This window comes from Nonomuraea sp. NPDC049750 (assembly GCF_040659625.1).
Lineage (GTDB): Bacteria > Actinomycetota > Actinomycetes > Streptosporangiales > Streptosporangiaceae > Nonomuraea.
The window spans coordinates 14,575-31,058 of the sequence record NZ_JBFANB010000057.1 but is presented as its reverse complement, the minus strand read 5'-3'; the positions used below and the strand labels follow the sequence as shown (position 1 = coordinate 31,058).

15 protein-coding genes are annotated in these 16,484 nt (G+C 69.3%); 4 read left to right on the top strand and 11 right to left on the bottom strand.

What is annotated here, in order from left to right; genetic code table 11:
• Positions 1–10: 10 nt before the first annotated feature.
• Positions 11–1,660, top strand: a complete 1,650-nt coding sequence (locus tag AB0J16_RS58115) for a ricin-type beta-trefoil lectin domain protein (protein WP_358557536.1) — start codon at positions 11–13, stop codon at positions 1,658–1,660.
• 3 nt (positions 1,661–1,663) lie between these two features.
• Here the strand turns inward: AB0J16_RS58115 and AB0J16_RS58110 are convergent, their stop codons facing one another.
• The 6 genes from AB0J16_RS58110 to AB0J16_RS58085 all read right to left on the bottom strand — a co-directional run bounded on the left by AB0J16_RS58110 (position 1,664) and on the right by AB0J16_RS58085 (position 10,347).
• Positions 1,664–2,536, bottom strand: coding sequence for a carbohydrate ABC transporter permease (locus AB0J16_RS58110; RefSeq protein ID WP_358557533.1), 873 nt, complete (start codon positions 2,534–2,536; stop codon positions 1,664–1,666).
• Between the two features lie 28 nt (positions 2,537–2,564).
• On the bottom strand, positions 2,565–3,443 hold the full coding sequence (locus AB0J16_RS58105; RefSeq protein WP_358557530.1) for a sugar ABC transporter permease: 879 nt from the start codon (positions 3,441–3,443) through the stop codon (positions 2,565–2,567).
• 4 nt (positions 3,444–3,447) lie between these two features.
• Positions 3,448–4,770 carry an extracellular solute-binding protein gene (locus tag AB0J16_RS58100; RefSeq protein ID WP_358557527.1) on the bottom strand — a complete coding sequence of 441 codons (1,323 nt, stop codon included), beginning with the start codon at positions 4,768–4,770 and terminating at the stop codon, positions 3,448–3,450.
• Positions 4,771–4,797: 27 nt separating this feature from the next.
• Positions 4,798–6,894, bottom strand: coding sequence for a glycoside hydrolase family 36 protein (locus AB0J16_RS58095; RefSeq protein WP_358557524.1), 2,097 nt, complete (start codon positions 6,892–6,894; stop codon positions 4,798–4,800).
• A gap of 70 nt (positions 6,895–6,964) precedes the next feature.
• Positions 6,965–9,130, bottom strand: coding sequence for a CBM35 domain-containing protein (locus AB0J16_RS58090; RefSeq protein WP_358557521.1), 2,166 nt, complete (start codon positions 9,128–9,130; stop codon positions 6,965–6,967).
• A gap of 161 nt (positions 9,131–9,291) precedes the next feature.
• Positions 9,292–10,347, bottom strand: a complete 1,056-nt coding sequence (locus tag AB0J16_RS58085) for a LacI family DNA-binding transcriptional regulator (RefSeq protein ID WP_358557518.1) — start codon at positions 10,345–10,347, stop codon at positions 9,292–9,294.
• Between the two features lie 206 nt (positions 10,348–10,553).
• Here AB0J16_RS58085 and AB0J16_RS58080 point away from each other — a divergent pair, with 206 nt between their 5' ends.
• Both AB0J16_RS58080 and AB0J16_RS58075 read left to right on the top strand, forming a co-directional pair.
• Entirely contained in the window at positions 10,554–10,865 is a 312-nt protein-coding gene (locus tag AB0J16_RS58080) for an STAS domain-containing protein (protein WP_357952741.1), read from the top strand.
• A 142-nt stretch (positions 10,866–11,007) separates the two neighbouring features.
• Complete coding sequence (locus tag AB0J16_RS58075; RefSeq protein ID WP_358557515.1) at positions 11,008–11,424, top strand: ATP-binding protein; 417 nt, start codon at positions 11,008–11,010, stop codon at positions 11,422–11,424.
• A 621-nt stretch (positions 11,425–12,045) separates the two neighbouring features.
• On the opposite strand, the gene AB0J16_RS58070 is transcribed toward AB0J16_RS58075, so the two are convergent.
• The 4 genes from AB0J16_RS58070 to AB0J16_RS58055 form a co-directional block, all read right to left on the bottom strand.
• Positions 12,046–12,600, bottom strand: a complete 555-nt coding sequence (locus AB0J16_RS58070) for a hypothetical protein (RefSeq protein WP_358557512.1) — start codon at positions 12,598–12,600, stop codon at positions 12,046–12,048.
• A gap of 494 nt (positions 12,601–13,094) precedes the next feature.
• Positions 13,095–13,658 carry a GNAT family protein gene (locus AB0J16_RS58065; protein ID WP_358557510.1) on the bottom strand — a complete coding sequence of 188 codons (564 nt, stop codon included), beginning with the start codon at positions 13,656–13,658 and terminating at the stop codon, positions 13,095–13,097.
• Between the two features lie 51 nt (positions 13,659–13,709).
• Positions 13,710–13,904, bottom strand: coding sequence for a spirocyclase AveC family protein (locus AB0J16_RS58060; RefSeq protein ID WP_358557574.1), 195 nt, complete (start codon positions 13,902–13,904; stop codon positions 13,710–13,712).
• A complete protein-coding gene (locus AB0J16_RS58055) occupies positions 13,849–14,211 on the bottom strand; it encodes a hypothetical protein (RefSeq protein WP_358557577.1) in 363 nt (120 codons plus the stop codon). Before AB0J16_RS58055 ends, AB0J16_RS58060 begins: the two co-directional genes overlap by 56 nt.
• 407 nt (positions 14,212–14,618) lie before the next feature.
• Here AB0J16_RS58055 and AB0J16_RS58050 point away from each other — a divergent pair, with 407 nt between their 5' ends.
• Complete coding sequence (locus AB0J16_RS58050) at positions 14,619–15,734, top strand: branched-chain amino acid aminotransferase (protein ID WP_358557507.1); 1,116 nt, start codon at positions 14,619–14,621, stop codon at positions 15,732–15,734.
• Between the two features lie 362 nt (positions 15,735–16,096).
• Here AB0J16_RS58050 and AB0J16_RS58045 read toward each other — a convergent pair whose 3' ends face one another.
• The gene (locus AB0J16_RS58045; RefSeq protein WP_358557504.1) at positions 16,097–16,477 is read right to left on the bottom strand and encodes a hypothetical protein; all 381 of its coding nucleotides are present in this window, start codon (positions 16,475–16,477) and stop codon (positions 16,097–16,099) included.
• Between the last annotated feature and the right edge of the window lie 7 nt (positions 16,478–16,484).

The window sequence follows — 16,484 nt, the reverse complement described above, 5'->3', positions numbered from 1 at the left end:
AGGAGACACCGTGCGCATCGCACCACCCCCCAGACGCCCGTTACCGCTGGTGATGGCGCTGACCCTGATCGCCGGGCTGCTCGTGGCCCTGGCCGGTCCCGCCTCGGCCGCCCCGGCCGGGCAGGTGCTCTACTCCCCCAACCTGACCACCTATCCCCAGGGTGACGCCAGCTACCCCAGGGCCGTCCGGCTCGACTACGACGGCTCGCCGAACGAGACGATGCTGGCCACGTTCGCCCGCAACAACCACAACGCGCCCAACGCCTTCCCGATCTACCGCAGCACCGACGGCGGCCGTACCTGGACCGCCAACCCCATCTCCACGATCACCTCGCACACCTCCGGCTGGGACCTGGGCGCCCCGGTCCTGTACGAGGTGCCGCGCACCGCGAACGGCCTGAACCAGGGCGACCTGCTGGCGGCGGGCACGGCCTGGCACGTCGGCGACTTCACCGCGCAGAAGGTCGAGGTGTTCAAGAGCACCGACCACGGCGTCACCTGGACGTGGCTGTCCAACTGCACGCAGACCAGCGGCCAGCCCAACACCGTCGGGCACGGCATCTGGGAGCCGTGGTTCCTGCTCGCCCCGAACAACACCCTGGCCTGCTTCATCTCCGACGAGCGGCCCGCGAACACCCCGACCAACAACCAGGTCATCGGCCACTACACCTCCACCAACGGCGGCCAGACCTGGAGCGCCACGCTGACCCAGGACGTGGCCTTCCCCGCCGACAACCTGGCCAGGCCCGGCATGTCCATCCTCACGCCGCTGCCGAACGGCACGTTCCTGATGGCGTACGAGCTGTGCCGCGACGCCACCGACCCGGACCACGCCTGCGAGGTCTACACCAAGACCAGCCCCGACGGCCTCAACTGGAGCGCGGCCGGGACCATCGTCCGCACCTCCGACAGCCGGGAGCTGCTGCACACCCCGTATGTCGCCTGGCTGCCCGGCGGCGGGGCCAACGGCACGCTGCTGATGTCCGGCCAGCGCGTGGTCGCCGGCCCCACCGGCAACAAGACCGTGAACGGCGAGTCGGGCCTGGTCCTGTTCGCCAACACCAACCTGGGCGCCGGCGCGTGGACCGAGATCGAGGCCCCGGTGACCGTCAACCCCACCGGCGGCTACGCTCCCGGGGCTCCGGCCTGCCCCGGCTACAGCTCGCCGATCGTGCCCGCCGCCGACGGCACGAGCTTCCTCTACCTGGCCGGGACCCAGCTCACCGGCAACCAGTGCCAGGTCCGCTACGGCATCGGCACGCTGGGCGGCCCGGTCGGCCAGATCACCGGCCCGGCCACGGCCGGCAAGTGCCTGGACGTCGACACCAACACCAACGCCAACCGCAACGCCGTCCAGCTCTGGGACTGCGGCGTCGCCACCGGCCAGCGCTGGTCCATGCACCCGAACGGCACGATCCGGGCGTTCGGCAAGTGCCTCGACATCGACGCCAACGCCACCGCGAACTTCAGCAAGGTCCAGCTGTGGGAGTGCAACACCGCGGGCGGCCAGCAGTGGCGCAAGCAGGCCAACGGCTCGCTGCTCAACCCGCAGTCGGGCCGCTGCCTCGACAGCCCGCAGGGCGCCACGGCCAACGGCACCCGCCTGCAGATCTACGACTGCAACGGCCTCGACCCGCAGAAGTGGACCGTCCCCCAGTAGCCCCTACTTCACCGCGCCCCCGGTGATCCCGGAGATGATCCTGCGCTGCGCCACGGCGAAGACGATCAGCAGCGGCAGGCTCATGAGGATGATGTAGGCGAAGATCAAGTGCCAGTTGTTGAGGTAGAGCCCGGCGTTGGCCACCTGGAACAGGTTCAGGGGCAACGTGTCCATCCGTCCGCCGATGACGAAGAACGCGTAGAAGACGTCGTTCCACACGTACAGGCAGATGAGGATCGTGGCGGTGGCCAGCACCGGGCGCAACATCGGCAGGATGACCGAGACGAAGACCCGCACGGGGCCCGCGCCGTCCATACGGGCGGCCTCCTCGATCGACAGCGGCACCGTACGGACGAAGCCGGTGACGAAGAAGACCACGGTCGACAGGTAGATGCCGACGTAGACGCCGATCATGCCGGTGAGGGTCCCGGCCAGGCCGAGCTGGCGCAGCAGCAGCACGATCGTCACCACGGCGGGCGGCAGCACGATGCCGCTGATGGCCAGCGCGTACAGGACGGCGTTGAGCCGGGTGGCCCGGCGGGCCAGGATCCACGCCGCCATGGAGCCGAACGTCAGCACCAGGGCGACGGCCGGGACCACGATCAGTACGCTGCCGAGGAAGGCGGCCGGGATGTCGCCCTGGGTCCACACCTGCGCGAGGTTGTCCCACAGGAGCCAGCGCGACGGGAGCGACAGGTCCGGCGAGAGCGCCTCGGACTGCGACTTGGCCGCCGTCGAGACGATCAGCCACAGCGGCACGCCCATCACGGTGACGACGAGCGCGACGACGGCGAAGGGACGCAGCCGCGCCGCGAGGCCGCTCGCGCGGGGCGGCCGGACCCGGCGGCTGCGGACGCCGTAGGCGGGGATGGTCATGGGCGGGCACTCCCGCCCATACGAACGGTCACAGGATCTCCTCCCGCTTGCGCAGAATCCGGATGACAGGGAAGGCCAGCAGCCCGACCAGCAGGAACAGCACCAGGCTCATGGTCGTGGCCTGCGCGAACAGGCCCTGGCCGAAGGTGCGGTAGATGAAGATGTTGAGGATCTCGGTGCTGCGCGCCGGCCCGCCCCCGGTGGTGGCCTGGACGATGTCGAAGCCGTTCATGGAGCCGAGCAGCGCGGTGGCGACGTTGAAGGTCACCGCCGGCGCCAGCAGCGGAAAGCGGATCGACCAGAACGCCTGCCACGGCGAGGCGCCGTCCATCCTGGCGGCCTCGGTGACGTCCTCCGGCACGGTCTTCAGCCCGGCCAGGTAGATGAGCATGGACAGCCCCATCCACTTCCAGGCGTGGATGACCGAGACCACGACCAGCGTCCAGGTGGTGTCGCCGAGCCAGGCGACGCTCACCGGATGACCGAGCAGGCCGCCGAGCAGGCCGTTCAGGCTGCCGCTGGGTTTCAGCAGCGCCTGGAAGACGTAGCCGACCGCCAGCGCCGACATCAGCACCGGGATGAGGAAGAACAGCCGGGCGACCCGGTTCAGCCAGGTGTCGCGCTCCAGCAGCACGGCCAGGCCGAACCCGAACAGGTTCTGGAACAACGCCACCAGGACGGCGTAACTCACCGTGATGCGCAGCGCGCTGAACAGCGTGCCGTCCGACAGCAGGTCGGTGAGGTTGTCCAGCCCCACGGGGCGGATCTCGCTCTTGAAGCTGGACCAGTCGGTGAAGGCGTAGATGAAGTTGAACAGGGTCGGCAGGAAGAAGAACACGAACAGGATCGCGAAGGCCGGGATCAGGAACCACATCGGATGCGTGCGGCGCACGCTGGTAACGGTCATGTGGTCAGAACCCGGACGCGCCGGCCGCCTTCGCGAGCTGGGCGAACTGCTTCTGGGTCGCGGCGGCCACCTGCTCGGGCGTCAGGCTGCCGGTGATCATGTCGGCCAGGTTGAGGTACAGGTCGGGGTTGGCCACCGCGAGCGCCTGCATCGAGCCGACCGCGTCGCCGAGCGACTTGTGCACGTCGAGCAGCGCCTGCGGCACGCCCGCCGGGCTCGGCACGTCGGCGCGCAGCGAGACGGTCTTCCGGTCGGCGACGAAGCCCTGGTAGCCGGGGCCCATCCAGTACGACAGCAGCTGGCGGGCCGCCGCCTCGCGCTTGGCGTCGCCGGTCCTGAAGGCCACCAGCGCGTTGCTCTGGTCGGGGATGAAGGTGCCCACGTTGCCGGACGGCGAGACGGGGAAGAAGCCGATCTTCTTGTCCAACGTCGCGGTGTCGGCCTTGGCCTGGAGCTGGCCGAAGAACGAGTTCACCTGCACGGCCATCGCCGCCTTGCCCGACAGCAGCGCCGCGCCCTGGTCCTCGAACTTCGCCGTCTTGATGTCGGAGTTGAACAGGCCCTCGCCGATCAGCGCCTTGTACTTCTTGATCGCGTCCAGGATGGTCTCGTCGGAGAAGGTCTCCTTGCCGGTGTTGACCCGGTCCCACAGGCCATCGCGGGCGGCGTCGGCGAGCTGCACCTGTACCCACCACTGGGTGGCCCACTTGTCGCCGGCCATCTCGAAGAACGGGGTGACGCCCTTGGCCTTGAGCTTGCGGGCCGTCTCCACCATCTCGTCGAAGTTCTTGGGGGTCGCGGTGATGCCGTTGGCGGCGAAGACCTCCTTGTTGTAGTAGACGCCTTCGACGGCCGGGCTGGTGACGAGGGCGGCGTAGCGGGTCTTGTCCAGCAGGCCGGTGGTGTCGCGTAGTTCGGGGGTCATCGAGGCGATCCAGGGGGCGCCGTCCAGCGGCTGGAGGTTGGTCCTGGCGTTCAGGGCGGTGAGCATGGAGGCGGTCGGCTGCCAGAAGGCCAGGTCGGGCTTGTCGCCGGTGGCCACCTTGGTCTGTACGCCCTGCTCGTACGGGTCCGGGATGGTGACCACGTCGACCTTGGCGCCGGTGGCCTGGGTGAAGGCGTCGGTCACGGCTTTGGGCACGGTGTTGCTGTTCTGGGCGGCCCAGATGGTGAGCGTGGTGCCGTCGAGCCGGCCGGTGGGCGCGGCCCAGGCGGCGGGCTGCCCGCTCCCGGCCGGGGTGGCGGCGGGCCCGGAGGCCGGGTCGCTGCACGCGGTGAGGGTCAGGAGCGCGGTGGCGGCCGCGGCCGTGATCGCGGTGAGTTTCACGGTGTGTTTCCTTTTGGTCCGTGGGGGTCAGAGGGTGCGGAGCTTCAGGATTCGGGCGGTCGGTCCGGTAACGGTGCTGGTCACGGACAGCTCGGCGGTCTGCGGGTCCCACGAGTGGCCCCATCCTGCCTTATCGCCCGGGTAGACGGTCTCGATCTGGACGGCGTGCCCGGCCAGGTGGGGCAGCGACAAGATCGAGGTCTCGGCGGCGCCGGGGCGGCGCCACAGCCCGAGATGAGTGGTGTCCCCGGCGCGCAGGCCGAGGGCGAGCCAGTGATCGGCCCAGCCGGGCAGGCCGAGCGGCCAGCACGGGACCGCGCGCACCAGGTCGGCGCGCAGGTCGCGGTGCGCGCGTACGCCCGCCCGCACCAGGTCGAGCTGGGCGGCGCTCATGGCGGGCAGGTTGCCCGACAGGTAGAGCCGCCCCAGCACGCCGGTGCACATGGTGAAGACGAGCTCCTCGTCGGTCATCTCCGGTTGCGGGTACGCCCAGTTGGCGGCCTGTTCCGGCAGCATGGACAGCGGCGCGGCCACGGCTATCGGCGGGTAGCGCAGGAAGTCCTGCTGGTCGCTGGTCGACTGCAGGTTCAGCCGGGACAGCAGCGCGTAGTCCATGCGCATCGCGCCCGACGCGCAGTTCTCCAGGACGAGCTCGGGGTGCCGGTCCAGGACGCCGTCCAGCCAGGCGAGGTGGGCCCGGTTGCAGGCCAGCAGCCCGGCGCCGGCGCTGTCGGCGTCCAGGTCGGTCCCGGCGCCCGGGTTGATGTTGTAGTCGAGCTTGAAGTAACCGACGCCGAGCTCCTCCACCAGCCGGTCCACCACCCGGTCCAGGTGCCCGGTGGCCGCGGGGTGGCGCAGGTCCAGGTGGTAGCGGCCGTGCTCGGCCACGCGCCGGCCGCCGCGCTGCAGGAACGCCTCGGGGGGCAGCTTGTCGGCCATCGGGCTGCGTACGCCGATCACCTCGGGCTCCAGCCACAGCCCCGGCGTCATCCCCCGGTCCCTGATGTGGCCGAGTACCTCCTGGATGCCGCCGGGGAAACGGGTCCGCGACGGCTCCCACGCGCCGACGCTGTCCCACCAGGCGCCGTCGTCGTCGTACCAGCCCGCGTCGACGCAGAAGATCTCCGCCCCGGCCGCGGCGGCGGCGTCCACCAGCGGCAGCAGCTTGGCCGTCGTCGGGTCGCCCATCAGGGTGTTCATGTAGTCGTTGAACACGACGGGCAGCGCGGACCTGTCGGGGTGCGGGCGCAGCAGCGCGCGGCGGTGCGCGGTCAGCGCGGCCACCGCGCCTTCGAGCCCGTCGTCCGAGACGGCGACCGAGACCGGCACCGTGGTGAACGACTCCCCCGCCGCCAGGGTCTGGCTCCACTGGTGGTCGGCGTCGGTGGGGCCGGTGGCCACCACGTACACGCCGTCCAGCCGCTCACCGGTCTCCCACCCCCAGGCGCCGTTGTGCTCGATCTGCCACAGCCAGGTCTGGCCGGTGCGCCGGTCGGCCAGCCCGCCCATCGGCACGTACCGCCCGCTGGACCAGGTGCCGGTGCTGCTCAGCGCGAACCTGCCGCGCCCGTGCTGGCCGTGCGCGGCCAGGCCGAGGTCGGCGATGTGCTCGCCGAGCGGCCTCCTGCTCCACCTGCTCTCGCCCAGCCACTCGCTGTCGGCGGACAGGACGTCCACCTCGCTCACCGGGCGGCCGAGGAACCCACCGGCGAAGGAGGACACGGCGAGCAGGAGCACCGGGTCCGTACCCTGGTTGGTCACCCGTACCTGGGCCTGGCAGGCGGCCACGCCGTCGAAGGAGCGCAGCGTCAGCTCGGCCGCCAGCCCGGACACCTCGTCACGCAGCGCGACGCGCAGCGTGTGCCAGTCGCCGTCACGGCTCTGCTCGGCGCCGGTGTAGCGCAACCGGCAGCCGACGGCCGTCTCCGACAGCCGCTGCGAGGCCTTGGCCCGGCCCTCGCCGGGGATCAGCACCTCGACCAGCGGCTGCGACAGACGGGACGGCTCGCCGCCGGGCGGTCCCAGCCTCTGGAGGGCCACCGGCCGGTCCGGGTGGATCTCCACCACCGCCGCCAGGGCGCCATGTCCCCAGCGCAGGGTCTCGACCACGTCGGCAGGCTTCACGTAACTCTCCTTCGGTTGTGCGGTGGTTGTGCGGTGGTTGTTCGGTTGTGCGGTGGTCGCGAGACAGGCGTCAGCCGAGGGCGGCGGCGATCTGGATCCGGTCGACGTCGGGGCCGTACGCGGCGGCGTTGCCGAACTCGATCGTGTTGGCGCCGGCCCTGAGGTCGGCGGTCATCACGGTGGTGCGGAAGTTCGACCAGCCCAGCGTGTTGCGGAAGTAGACCCGGGTTGACGTGCCCCCGTTGACGCGGATGTCGGCGTAGCGGTCCACGATGTTGGTGTTGTAGTTGCTCGCGCCCTCACCCAGCTCGCCGTTGGCGTACGTGATCACCACGCGGTAGCGGCCGGCGGCCGGGGCGTTGACGCCGGTGAAGCGCAGGATGTTGGCGGCGCCCTTGCCGATGTAGCCGACGTACGAGCCGCCGGACGCCGCGCCGTTGGCGCCGACCACGGCCGTGCCGCCCAGGACGTTGGCGCCGCTCTCGGCCTCGTAGGCGGTGACGGTGCCGGTGGTGGCGGTCACGTCCAGGTAGTCGAGGTTGACGGCGTCGCGGTCGTCGGTGGTGAAGGCGTGCACGCCGATCCGGTTGACGCCGGCCTGGAGGAACACCTTGGTCGTCACCGTGTTCCAGGTGTTCCAGTCGGCGGTTCCCGGCAGCGTCAGGTCGGTTAACGCGGTGCCGTTGAGCACCAGGCGGGCGCCCCGGTTCTGCGGCGCGCCGGTGTACGGGCCCGCCGAGTAACGCAGTCCCAGGTTGTAGTAGCCGTCAGTGGGCGCGCTCACCACGAAAGTGGTCGCGGCCGTGTCGCTGGCGCCGTAGCCCTCGGAGAAGGAGGTGCCGGAGTAGCCGGTGTTGGGGCCGTAGGTGACGCGGGCGGTGCCGCCGAGCGCCGCGTACTCGGCCTGATAGCGGGTGGCCGGTCCCGCGGGCGTCAGGTCGGTGTTCGGGGTGACGATGACCTGGTACGCGGCGGCGCCGTTCAGTCCGGTGAGCGGAACGGTGATCTGGCCGCCCGAGACGGTGTAGTCGCCCTCGTGGATCAGGGCCGGGCCCGGGGAGGCGTTGAGGCCGGTGCTGTTCACCCCCCACACCGTCACGTGGACCGAGCTACCGAGGTACGGGGCCGAGGCGATGCCCTTGACCACGACGTCGGCGGCGTAGGTGTCGCTCACGTTGAGCGAGCCGCCGAAGATCACCCGGGCCTGCTTCCTGGCCGGGTCCAGGGCGGCCAGCCCCTGCAGGGAGCCGTTCCTGGTGGGCGGGGTGACGGTGACCGTGTGGCCGGTCAGCTCGCCGTACCACTTGTAGAGCCACCACCCGCCGGTGGCCTGGCTGTTCCTGGTCACCAGGTCGTTGAGCGCGCCGGCCGTGGTCCAGAAAGCCAGGCAGGCGTCGACTTTGCTGTTCTCGAACCGGGTCACGTACTGGACCAGGTTGCCGGGCACGCCCAGGTCACCGGAGTAGCGGGCGTACTCGTTGATCACGATGGGCCGGGGGCTGATGCCGAGGCTCGTCTCGATGGCCCGGTAGTCGGCGTGGTGGTCGTACCAGCTGGTAAAGAAGTCGTTGCCGAGCTCGTGCCAGGTGAACACGTCGGGCAGCACGTTGTTGGCCTTGGCGTAGGTGAGGAACGCGCGGTGGTCGGCCGAACGGTAGCTGGCGAAGTTGGGGCCCGCGATCCGGGCGCCGGGGTCGATCGAGCGGATCTTCTGGTAGACGCGCTTCCAGGCGTCGAGCAGGCCGTTGAGGTTGCCCTGGTACCAGATCTGGTCGGGCTCGTTGAAAGGCACGTACACGTACGACGTCCGGTACGGGTCCGCGACGATCTTGCGGGTCATCGTGTCGACCTTGGCCAGATAGTCGTCGATGCCGAGGTTCTCGTACGGCCATTGGCGGTAGACGTCCTGCATGTAGACCTGGATGTCACGGCCGCCGGTGCGCTTGAACATGGGCGCGATCTGGAGGGCGTCGCCGTTGGGATGCTGGAGGCCGTCGGGCGCCTTCTGCGCGGTGACCTGGGGCTTGAGGGCCGCCAGCATGGTGTCGGTGGGGATTCCGTCGTTTCCCAGGCCGTACAGGAAGCCGGTCGCGCCGTATTTCAGCGGGCCCGTGTCCGAGGCGAGGTCGACGACGAGGGCAGGGGACGCGGCCTGCGCCGGGGCGGCGGCGCAGAGCAGGGCCGAGACAAGTGCGGAGACGACGGTCGTGACACCCAGGAGCCGGAACGAAGTCAACGGGGGTACCTCCTGCCGGGAGAAGAGCGGCCATGTGACCGGTCACATGGAGTGTGAGCGGTCACACGGCAGGAACGGAAGGGCCCTTTGCCGGATTGTTACGCGCCGGTTTCGGGTGCGGTCTCAGGTTCAGACGCGGCGCGATCTCGGCGGGGGCGGTCTCAGGAGGTGGCGTGGCGCGGAGGGGCGGTCGACTCGCGCACGATCAGGCGGGGTGGGGTCAGCTCGGTCTGGGGCTGCGGCAGGCCAGTCAACTCGGCCACCGCCGCCAGGAAGCACGCCCGCCCCAGCCCGACGAAGTCCATCCGTACGGTGGTCAGCGCGGGGATCCAGAAGGCCGAGCCGGGAATGTCGTCGAACCCGACGATGCTCACGTCACCGGGTACGTCCCTGCCCGCGTCGTAGAGGGCGCGGCGCACCCCCTGGGCGATGTCGTCGTTGCCGCACAGCACCGCCGTGACGTCCGGATCGCCGGCCAGCCGCTGCCCGGCCAGGTAGGCGGCCCGGATGTCCCAGCCGGAGGCGACCACCTCGGGGATCTCGGCGCCCGCCCGTGACAGCGCGTCGCGCCAGCCGGCCTGCCGGCCACTGGAGCGCCCCTCGGACGGGATCGCCACGTGGTGCACGGTCCGGTGACCCAGGGCCAGCAGGTGCTCGGTGGCGTCGGCGGCGGCACCCCGTTCGTCCAGCGCGATCGTGACCCGGCCCGTGTCGGGCGCCACCGGCTCGGTCGCGGCGATCGCCGGTATGTCCGCCGGCAGCGCCTCCAGCACCGCCGTGCCCGCCGGGTCGAACGCGATGACGACCAGGCCGCCCGCGCTCGGGTCGCTCACGTAGTCGACGGTCTGCTTGATCTCGGCGGGCGAGTCGGACTCCACGACCCTGACCCCCACGGCCAGGCCCTCGGTCCGCGCCGCCTCCTCGATGCCCTGCAGCGTGGACGCGTAGCCGTACAGCATGGTGTTGGACGTCACCACGGTGATGCCCGGAGCGCGCCCCAGGCCGAGCGCCCGCGCGGCCCGGTTGGGCCGGAACCCCAGCGTCTCGATGGCCGCGCGCACCGCGGCCCTGGTGTCGGGGCGCACCCGCGGCGAGTCGTTGAGCACGCGCGAGACGGTCTGGTAGGAGACGCCCGCCGCGGCCGCGACGTCGCGGATGCTGGGCACGGCCCCTCTGCGGGCGCCGGAGCGCGGCTCGCGCCGAGGGCTCGGACTCACGATCACATCGTAAGGCGCCCCGGACCGCGGCTCCGCCCCGGCTCACCTGCCCGCCGAGAGCCGCCGGCGGGTGGCGTGGCGGTCGGGCTGGTGATAAATACCGCTATGTACCGGACAATGATGGGTGCGGGCAGCCGCCCTGCGGTTCGGAGCGCATCATGGGGGCAGACTCGCCGTGCCCGGCATCGGCAGAGGAAGGAACGCGCATGGAGGTGGTGTCAGTAGGCACCGTGACCGACGGCACGCTGGAAGTGGTGCTGCGCGGCGACATCGACTTCACGAACGCGGCCTGGGTACGGAGCACGGTCTCCGCCGCCGTGCTCGACCAGCGCCCTTCCGTGGTGTGGATCGAGATGGGCGAGGTGGCCTTCATCGACTCCTCCGGGATCGGCGTGCTCGTGGACGCGATGAAGGCGTCCGCCGAGGTCGAGGCGGCCTTCAGCGTGCGGCATCCCACGTCCCGGGTGTTCGACCAGCTGCGCATCACGGGGCTGCTGTCCGCGTTCGGTCTGGCCTGAGGAGGGCTCGCCTGAGGAGAGCTGGCCTGCGGAGAGTGGGGCTGCGGAGAATTGGGCTGGGGGCTGAGGAGAGCTGGGCGCGCCACCGTGGCCTCCGCTTCGCGGCCCCGGGCCGCCCGCGCCGGTCGGGGCGGACGCGCCGATGAGTGAACCCGCCGAAACCTTGGAGACACGGTACGACTTCGACTTCGACACGCTCGTCCTGCTGCGCCGGTTGGTGGAGCGGTACGCCGCGCGGCACGGTCTCACCGGGCAGGATCTGTACCGGTTCGTGGTGGCGGTCAACGAGATCACCACCAACGCGGTGCGCCATGGCGGCGAGGGCGGGCAGCTCAGCCTGTGGCAGGCCGGCGGCCGGCTCTACTGCCGGGTCACCGACAACGGCCCAGGGCTGGCGCGGCCGGACTCGCAGGGCCACCACGCCGTGCCCGCCGACAGCAGCAGCGGCCGGGGCCTGTGGCTGGCCCGGCAGTGCGTCAGCCAGCTGACCATCGAGAGCGACGCCAACGGCACCACCGTCACCCTGGAGGCCGCTCCCCCGCAGCCGGACCATCCCTGAGCAAGATCATTTAGTGAAGTGAAGATTCTTCGATACGTTCAGAATAATCCGCGTCGGTCTCACGCTGCCACTGGGGAAGAAGATCGACGCGCGGGCAGTGTGGTGCTGGAGGCGATGCGGACCGAGAACCGCGACGGCCTCGCCCACGCCCTGCAGGTGATGACCGAGCACTTCGGCGAGCTGCGTTTCCTGCTCGGCTCGGTGCTGGACGGCTTCGACCGGCTGATCGGCTGGCAGGTCAGCCAGGGCGCACTGTTACGCGCCGGCACCCAGACCGCTCAGCAGCAGCTTGCCGAGCTGACGTTGATCAGCGACATGATCGCCCCGGCTGCCGCAGTCCGGTCCCGCGCCCGTCCGTACGCTTCGGTCGTCCGTGGCCGGGCCGCTCCGGCTGGCCGTATCAGGCTTGGCCGGGCAAGCGCGGAACAATCCGCGTACGGCTCCAACTCCCCGGCCCCGAATCCGGCATGTCCGAGACGATCAGCGACGGAAACCCCGTCGGCGATCATCGTCACACCGTCCGCCCACAGCGAGCAGGAGGTGAGAAGGCCTCACCCCTTGCTCGACTTCTGTGCAACCGTATCTCAGGTCATCTGGTTTATGACTTGCCGCCCCAGGGGGTCAGGCGTTTGGGGACGGTCGGACGTAGAACTTCTCCCACGGCCCGGCGGTATCGGCGCGCGCCCGGAGCATGCCGTAGCCGCTACCCTCGTAGGCATACTCGGCACTCACGTATTTGTTGTTCTTGGAAGACTTGATGGCGCAGAGGCTTCCGGTGCACTCGAAACGGAACTTCTCCCAGTCTCCGACGCCGGTCGAGCGTGCGCGGAGCATGCCGTAGTCGGCGCCTGAGTAGTCGAGTTCGGCGCTCACATACTTTTTTGTCGTCAACGCGGCGATGACGTAGTTCGTATTGTCGAGGTTGCAGAGCTTAAAAGTCTCCCGGCTTCCCAGCAACGCCGCCGTAGCGGTAAGCATGCCCTCCTTGTATCCCACTTCGCTGTTGCTGGCACTCCAGGCACGGCTTTTTTCCTGGGATATGATGCCTACCCACTCACACTGGCCGGCAGCGGGGGTGGAGGCCGTGTCGGCGATCGCCGCAGGCGTTGCGGCCGGCACGACCGTCCCCACCGCTAACGTCGCGCCTAACGCGCGGAAGATATTCCGGAAGTTCATTTCCCTGCTTTCTTCGATCTTGGTGGCGCATCGATCGCGCCCTATCCATCGAATGCTGCCAGGAGGGAGTTGATTTTCACTGAATGCACCCTAAGTTCATTGTTTGGCCCGGGTAAACTGATAATCAACTCAGCCGGCTCTGTCCTGTGAGTGCCCGAAACTCGTGTCCGGTGCCAGAACCGATGCGGAGGGTCTGCTGGCCAGGCACCTGGAAGATCGTTCATCACGGAGTCGAGTTCACCGGCGCGACCAGCGTCAAAGTGATCCGATACCGCTACCGGGGGCACGGAATCCCAACCCCCTGGACCCCGACACCGGCAGCCGCCCAGAGCGGGGCACCACGGCAACGACACGTGGAGCGCCCGGTGCGTGGAGACGCGCACGCCGGGGGCGGCGGGCGGGCCGGGGAAACCCACCGTGAGCAATTACGGCAGGGCGTCCCGGTCCGACCCAACAACGAGCGGCTCGGGTACGGCAAGCCGCCACTCAGTTGGTCAATGAGTACGGCGGTTGGAAGGGACTTCGAAGATGAGTCCGAGACCGTCCTCTTCGTCCCAGTCTTCGCCGACTTGGACGAAGCCAAAGCCGGCGATCGTGGCCAGGGACGCCACATTATCGGGACTGATCGTCGCACGTACGGTCTTGACCGCCGGTTCGGCCGCGGCCCGACGCAGCAACTCGATCAAGATGGCTCGGCCATACCCCTGGCGACGGAAGTCAGGAGCAACCGCGTAGCCGATCTCTATCATGCCCGCCTCATCGGGCGGTCCGTGAAACCCGGCATGACCGACGACGACACCTTCAGGCCCCGTCACCGCCTGCCGCGCTATCCACGATGCGTGGCGGGGATCGGCGGCCATCTGGTCGATCCGAATCCGCCACAGCCATCGTGCTCTGTCTGTCACGAAGTACTCCGTCAGCGCGACCCCGGCCGCGTTGCTGGCCGCGGGCAGATCCCCATCGAGCAGAGCGGACAGCGCAGTGCTCGACAACTCGACGAAGCGCACGTGCTTCGAACTAGTGGGGAACGACGTCTGGCGATCGGCTTCATTTGTCACGGTGCGGACGATCGCAGGAGGTCCGACAGACGTCCAACGATTTTCGAGGGATCAGCATCCACCTCCACGACGAGCACCGACCCGTTGAGAGATCATGTCGGGACGTCGACCACCAGCCAGTTGGTCAGCTTGTCGGCGTCGGCGATCCCGCAATGGCGATTGGTACCAGTGGCCGGCGAACAGTGATACCTCACGGATGGCGTAGGGGTAGGCGAAAGCACCGGAGCGGATCCAGAGGATCTCCACGGCGGTATCGATGAGCGCGCCGGCCAGGGCACACGTCAGGTACGTGGGCACCGGCCCTGCTTTGGCTGACCAGGGCGGAGTCGACGCCCTCACCGACCGCCGTGACGATGCCCCCGGCGCCGTTGCCCGGGATCATCGGCAGCTCCCGCTTGAACGGCGACGGCGCGCCCGACCGGAACTGGGTCTCCACAAAGGTGATGTCGGCGTAGGCGACGTCGATCAACATCTGCCCAGGCCCCGGGACCGGGTCGGGCGCATCTCCAGGTAGGAGCACCTCGGGCCTGCCGAACTCCGTCAACCACACCACGCGCGCACGTTGCTCTCCCCTGTTCGGTTGATGTCACCCCCAGCCGGCAATCTCAACCGAACTCGAAGTCAACCCGCGATCACCAGCACAGCTCGACCGCAATGTCGAACTGGTTGCCGTGCCGTTCTCCTTCGTCGATGCCATTCACCCCGGCATCCAGTGGGTCTACGCTGTACGCACGGGCAACGGGCAGTTGCTTGCACGTGGTTTTGGAAGATCTCGACCCCTGCCTGTTACCGGGCTGCACCACCGCCGAGACGCGCGAGCGGTTCTTCATCGAGTTCGGCCGCGCCCTGCGCAGGCTCCTCGACGGCCCGCATCCCTGGCCCGTAGCCAGTCCTCCGAAACCTGTTCCGCACCCGCTGACCGCGCACCACGGTGAGCACTCGCCCGTTAGGGAAACCCAGATGCCCCTCACGCTCCCGCAGTTCACCATCAAACCGCATCCTCACCTGCGCCCTGATGCCGAGCGGCAGCAGATTCTGGCCGCGCCCGGCTTCGGCCGGTACATGACAGATCACATGGTCACCATCAAGTGGACCGGCGAGGCGGGCTGGCATGACGCCGCACTGGGCCCCTACGCCCCGCTGACCATCGACCCGGCCGCCACAGGGCTGCACTACGGCCAGTCGATCTTCGAGGGGCTCAAGGCGTACCGGCAGCCGGACGGTACGGTCGCGCTGTTCCGGCCCGAGGCCAACGCGCACCGCTTCCAGGCGAGCGCCCGCCGGATGGCCATGCCGGAGTTACCCGTCGAGCTGTTCATGAAGGCATGTGAGCTGCTCGTGAGTCAGGATCGGTGCTGGGTTCCCGACGCCGCTGAGCACTCTCTGTATCTGCGGCCGCTGATGTTCGCCACGGAGAGCACGCTCAGCGTCCGGCCCTCGGCCGAGTACCTGTTCCTGCTCATCGCTTCCCCGGCCGGGTCGTTCTTCCCCGACGGCATCAGACCCCTGTCGGTGTGGATCGCCGAGGACTATGTACGAGCCGCCCCGGGTGGCACCGGCGCCGCCAAGTTCGCCGGGAACTACGCCGCCGCATTCCTCGCCCAGAACGACGCCGCCGAGCACGGCTGCGACCAGGTGGTCTGGCTCGATGCGGTCGAGCGGCGCTGGATCGAGGAAGTGGGCGCCATGAACCTCTTCTTCGTACGCGGCCACGGCCCTGCCGCCGAGATCACCACCCCCGCCCTCACCGGCTCACTCCTGCCTGGGATCACCCGCGACTGCGTCCTCACCCTCGCCCGCGACCTCGGCCACCCCGTCAGCGAGAGCCGCATCAGCCTGGAGGAGTGGCAGACGGGCGCGGCGGACGGCTCGATCACCGAAGTCTTCGGCTGCGGCACCGCCGCTGTCATCACCCCCGTCGGCCGGGCCCGCACACGCACCACCGCCTGGCAGATGGCAGACGGCCGGCCCGGTCCCCTCACCCTCCGGTTGCGCGAGAAGCTCATGGCCGTACAGACCGGCCGTGCCCCCGACTCGCACGGCTGGGTGCACCATCCGCGCACGACAGCGCACTGACCTGCGCGAAGGACGCCATTCCCTGGGGTGGGCTCCCATGTGTACGGCTCTGTCGCCGTCGGGGAGCGCCGTCCGGAGACGCGGTACGACTTCGACTTCGGCACGCTCGTGCTGCTGCGCCGGTTGGTGGAGCGGTACGCCGCGCGGCACGGCCTCAGCGGGCCGGACCTGTACCGGTTCGTTGGTGGCGGTCAACGAGATCACCACCAACGCGGTGCGCCATGGCGGCGAGCGCGGGCGGCTCAGCCTGTGGCAGGCCCGGCAGTGGGTCAACCGGCTGACCATCGAGAGCGACGCCAACGGCACCACCGTCACCCTGGAGGCCACGCCCCCGCAGCCGGACCATCCCCGAGCAAGCTGCTTTAGCGATGCGCAGCGTCCTCTTCGATACGTTGAAAAATATCCGCGTCGGTCTCACGCTGCCACTCGGGAAGGTCCTCCCAATCGGCCACATAGGACGGCTTCGGAGTTTCAATGTGCTTATGGATTTGAGCGATCCAGCACAGGGCCACGAAGCGGCCTCTCTGTTCGCGGGTCAGCTTCGCGGTGCTGCCAGCACTAACCTCGACGAAGGTCCGCACTTGGATGTAGACAGCGGCAGCGGCTCGGCGTTCCCACTCGGGCGTCTCCTCCCACGGAGCGACGTAGGAAGACTTGGGCTCGCCTGGGTAGTGCTTGTTCACCCCGGCGATCCATGCTTCGCGGAAGGCGCGGCCCTGCTCGTCCGTCGCAGTCTGCATCATGGTCCTC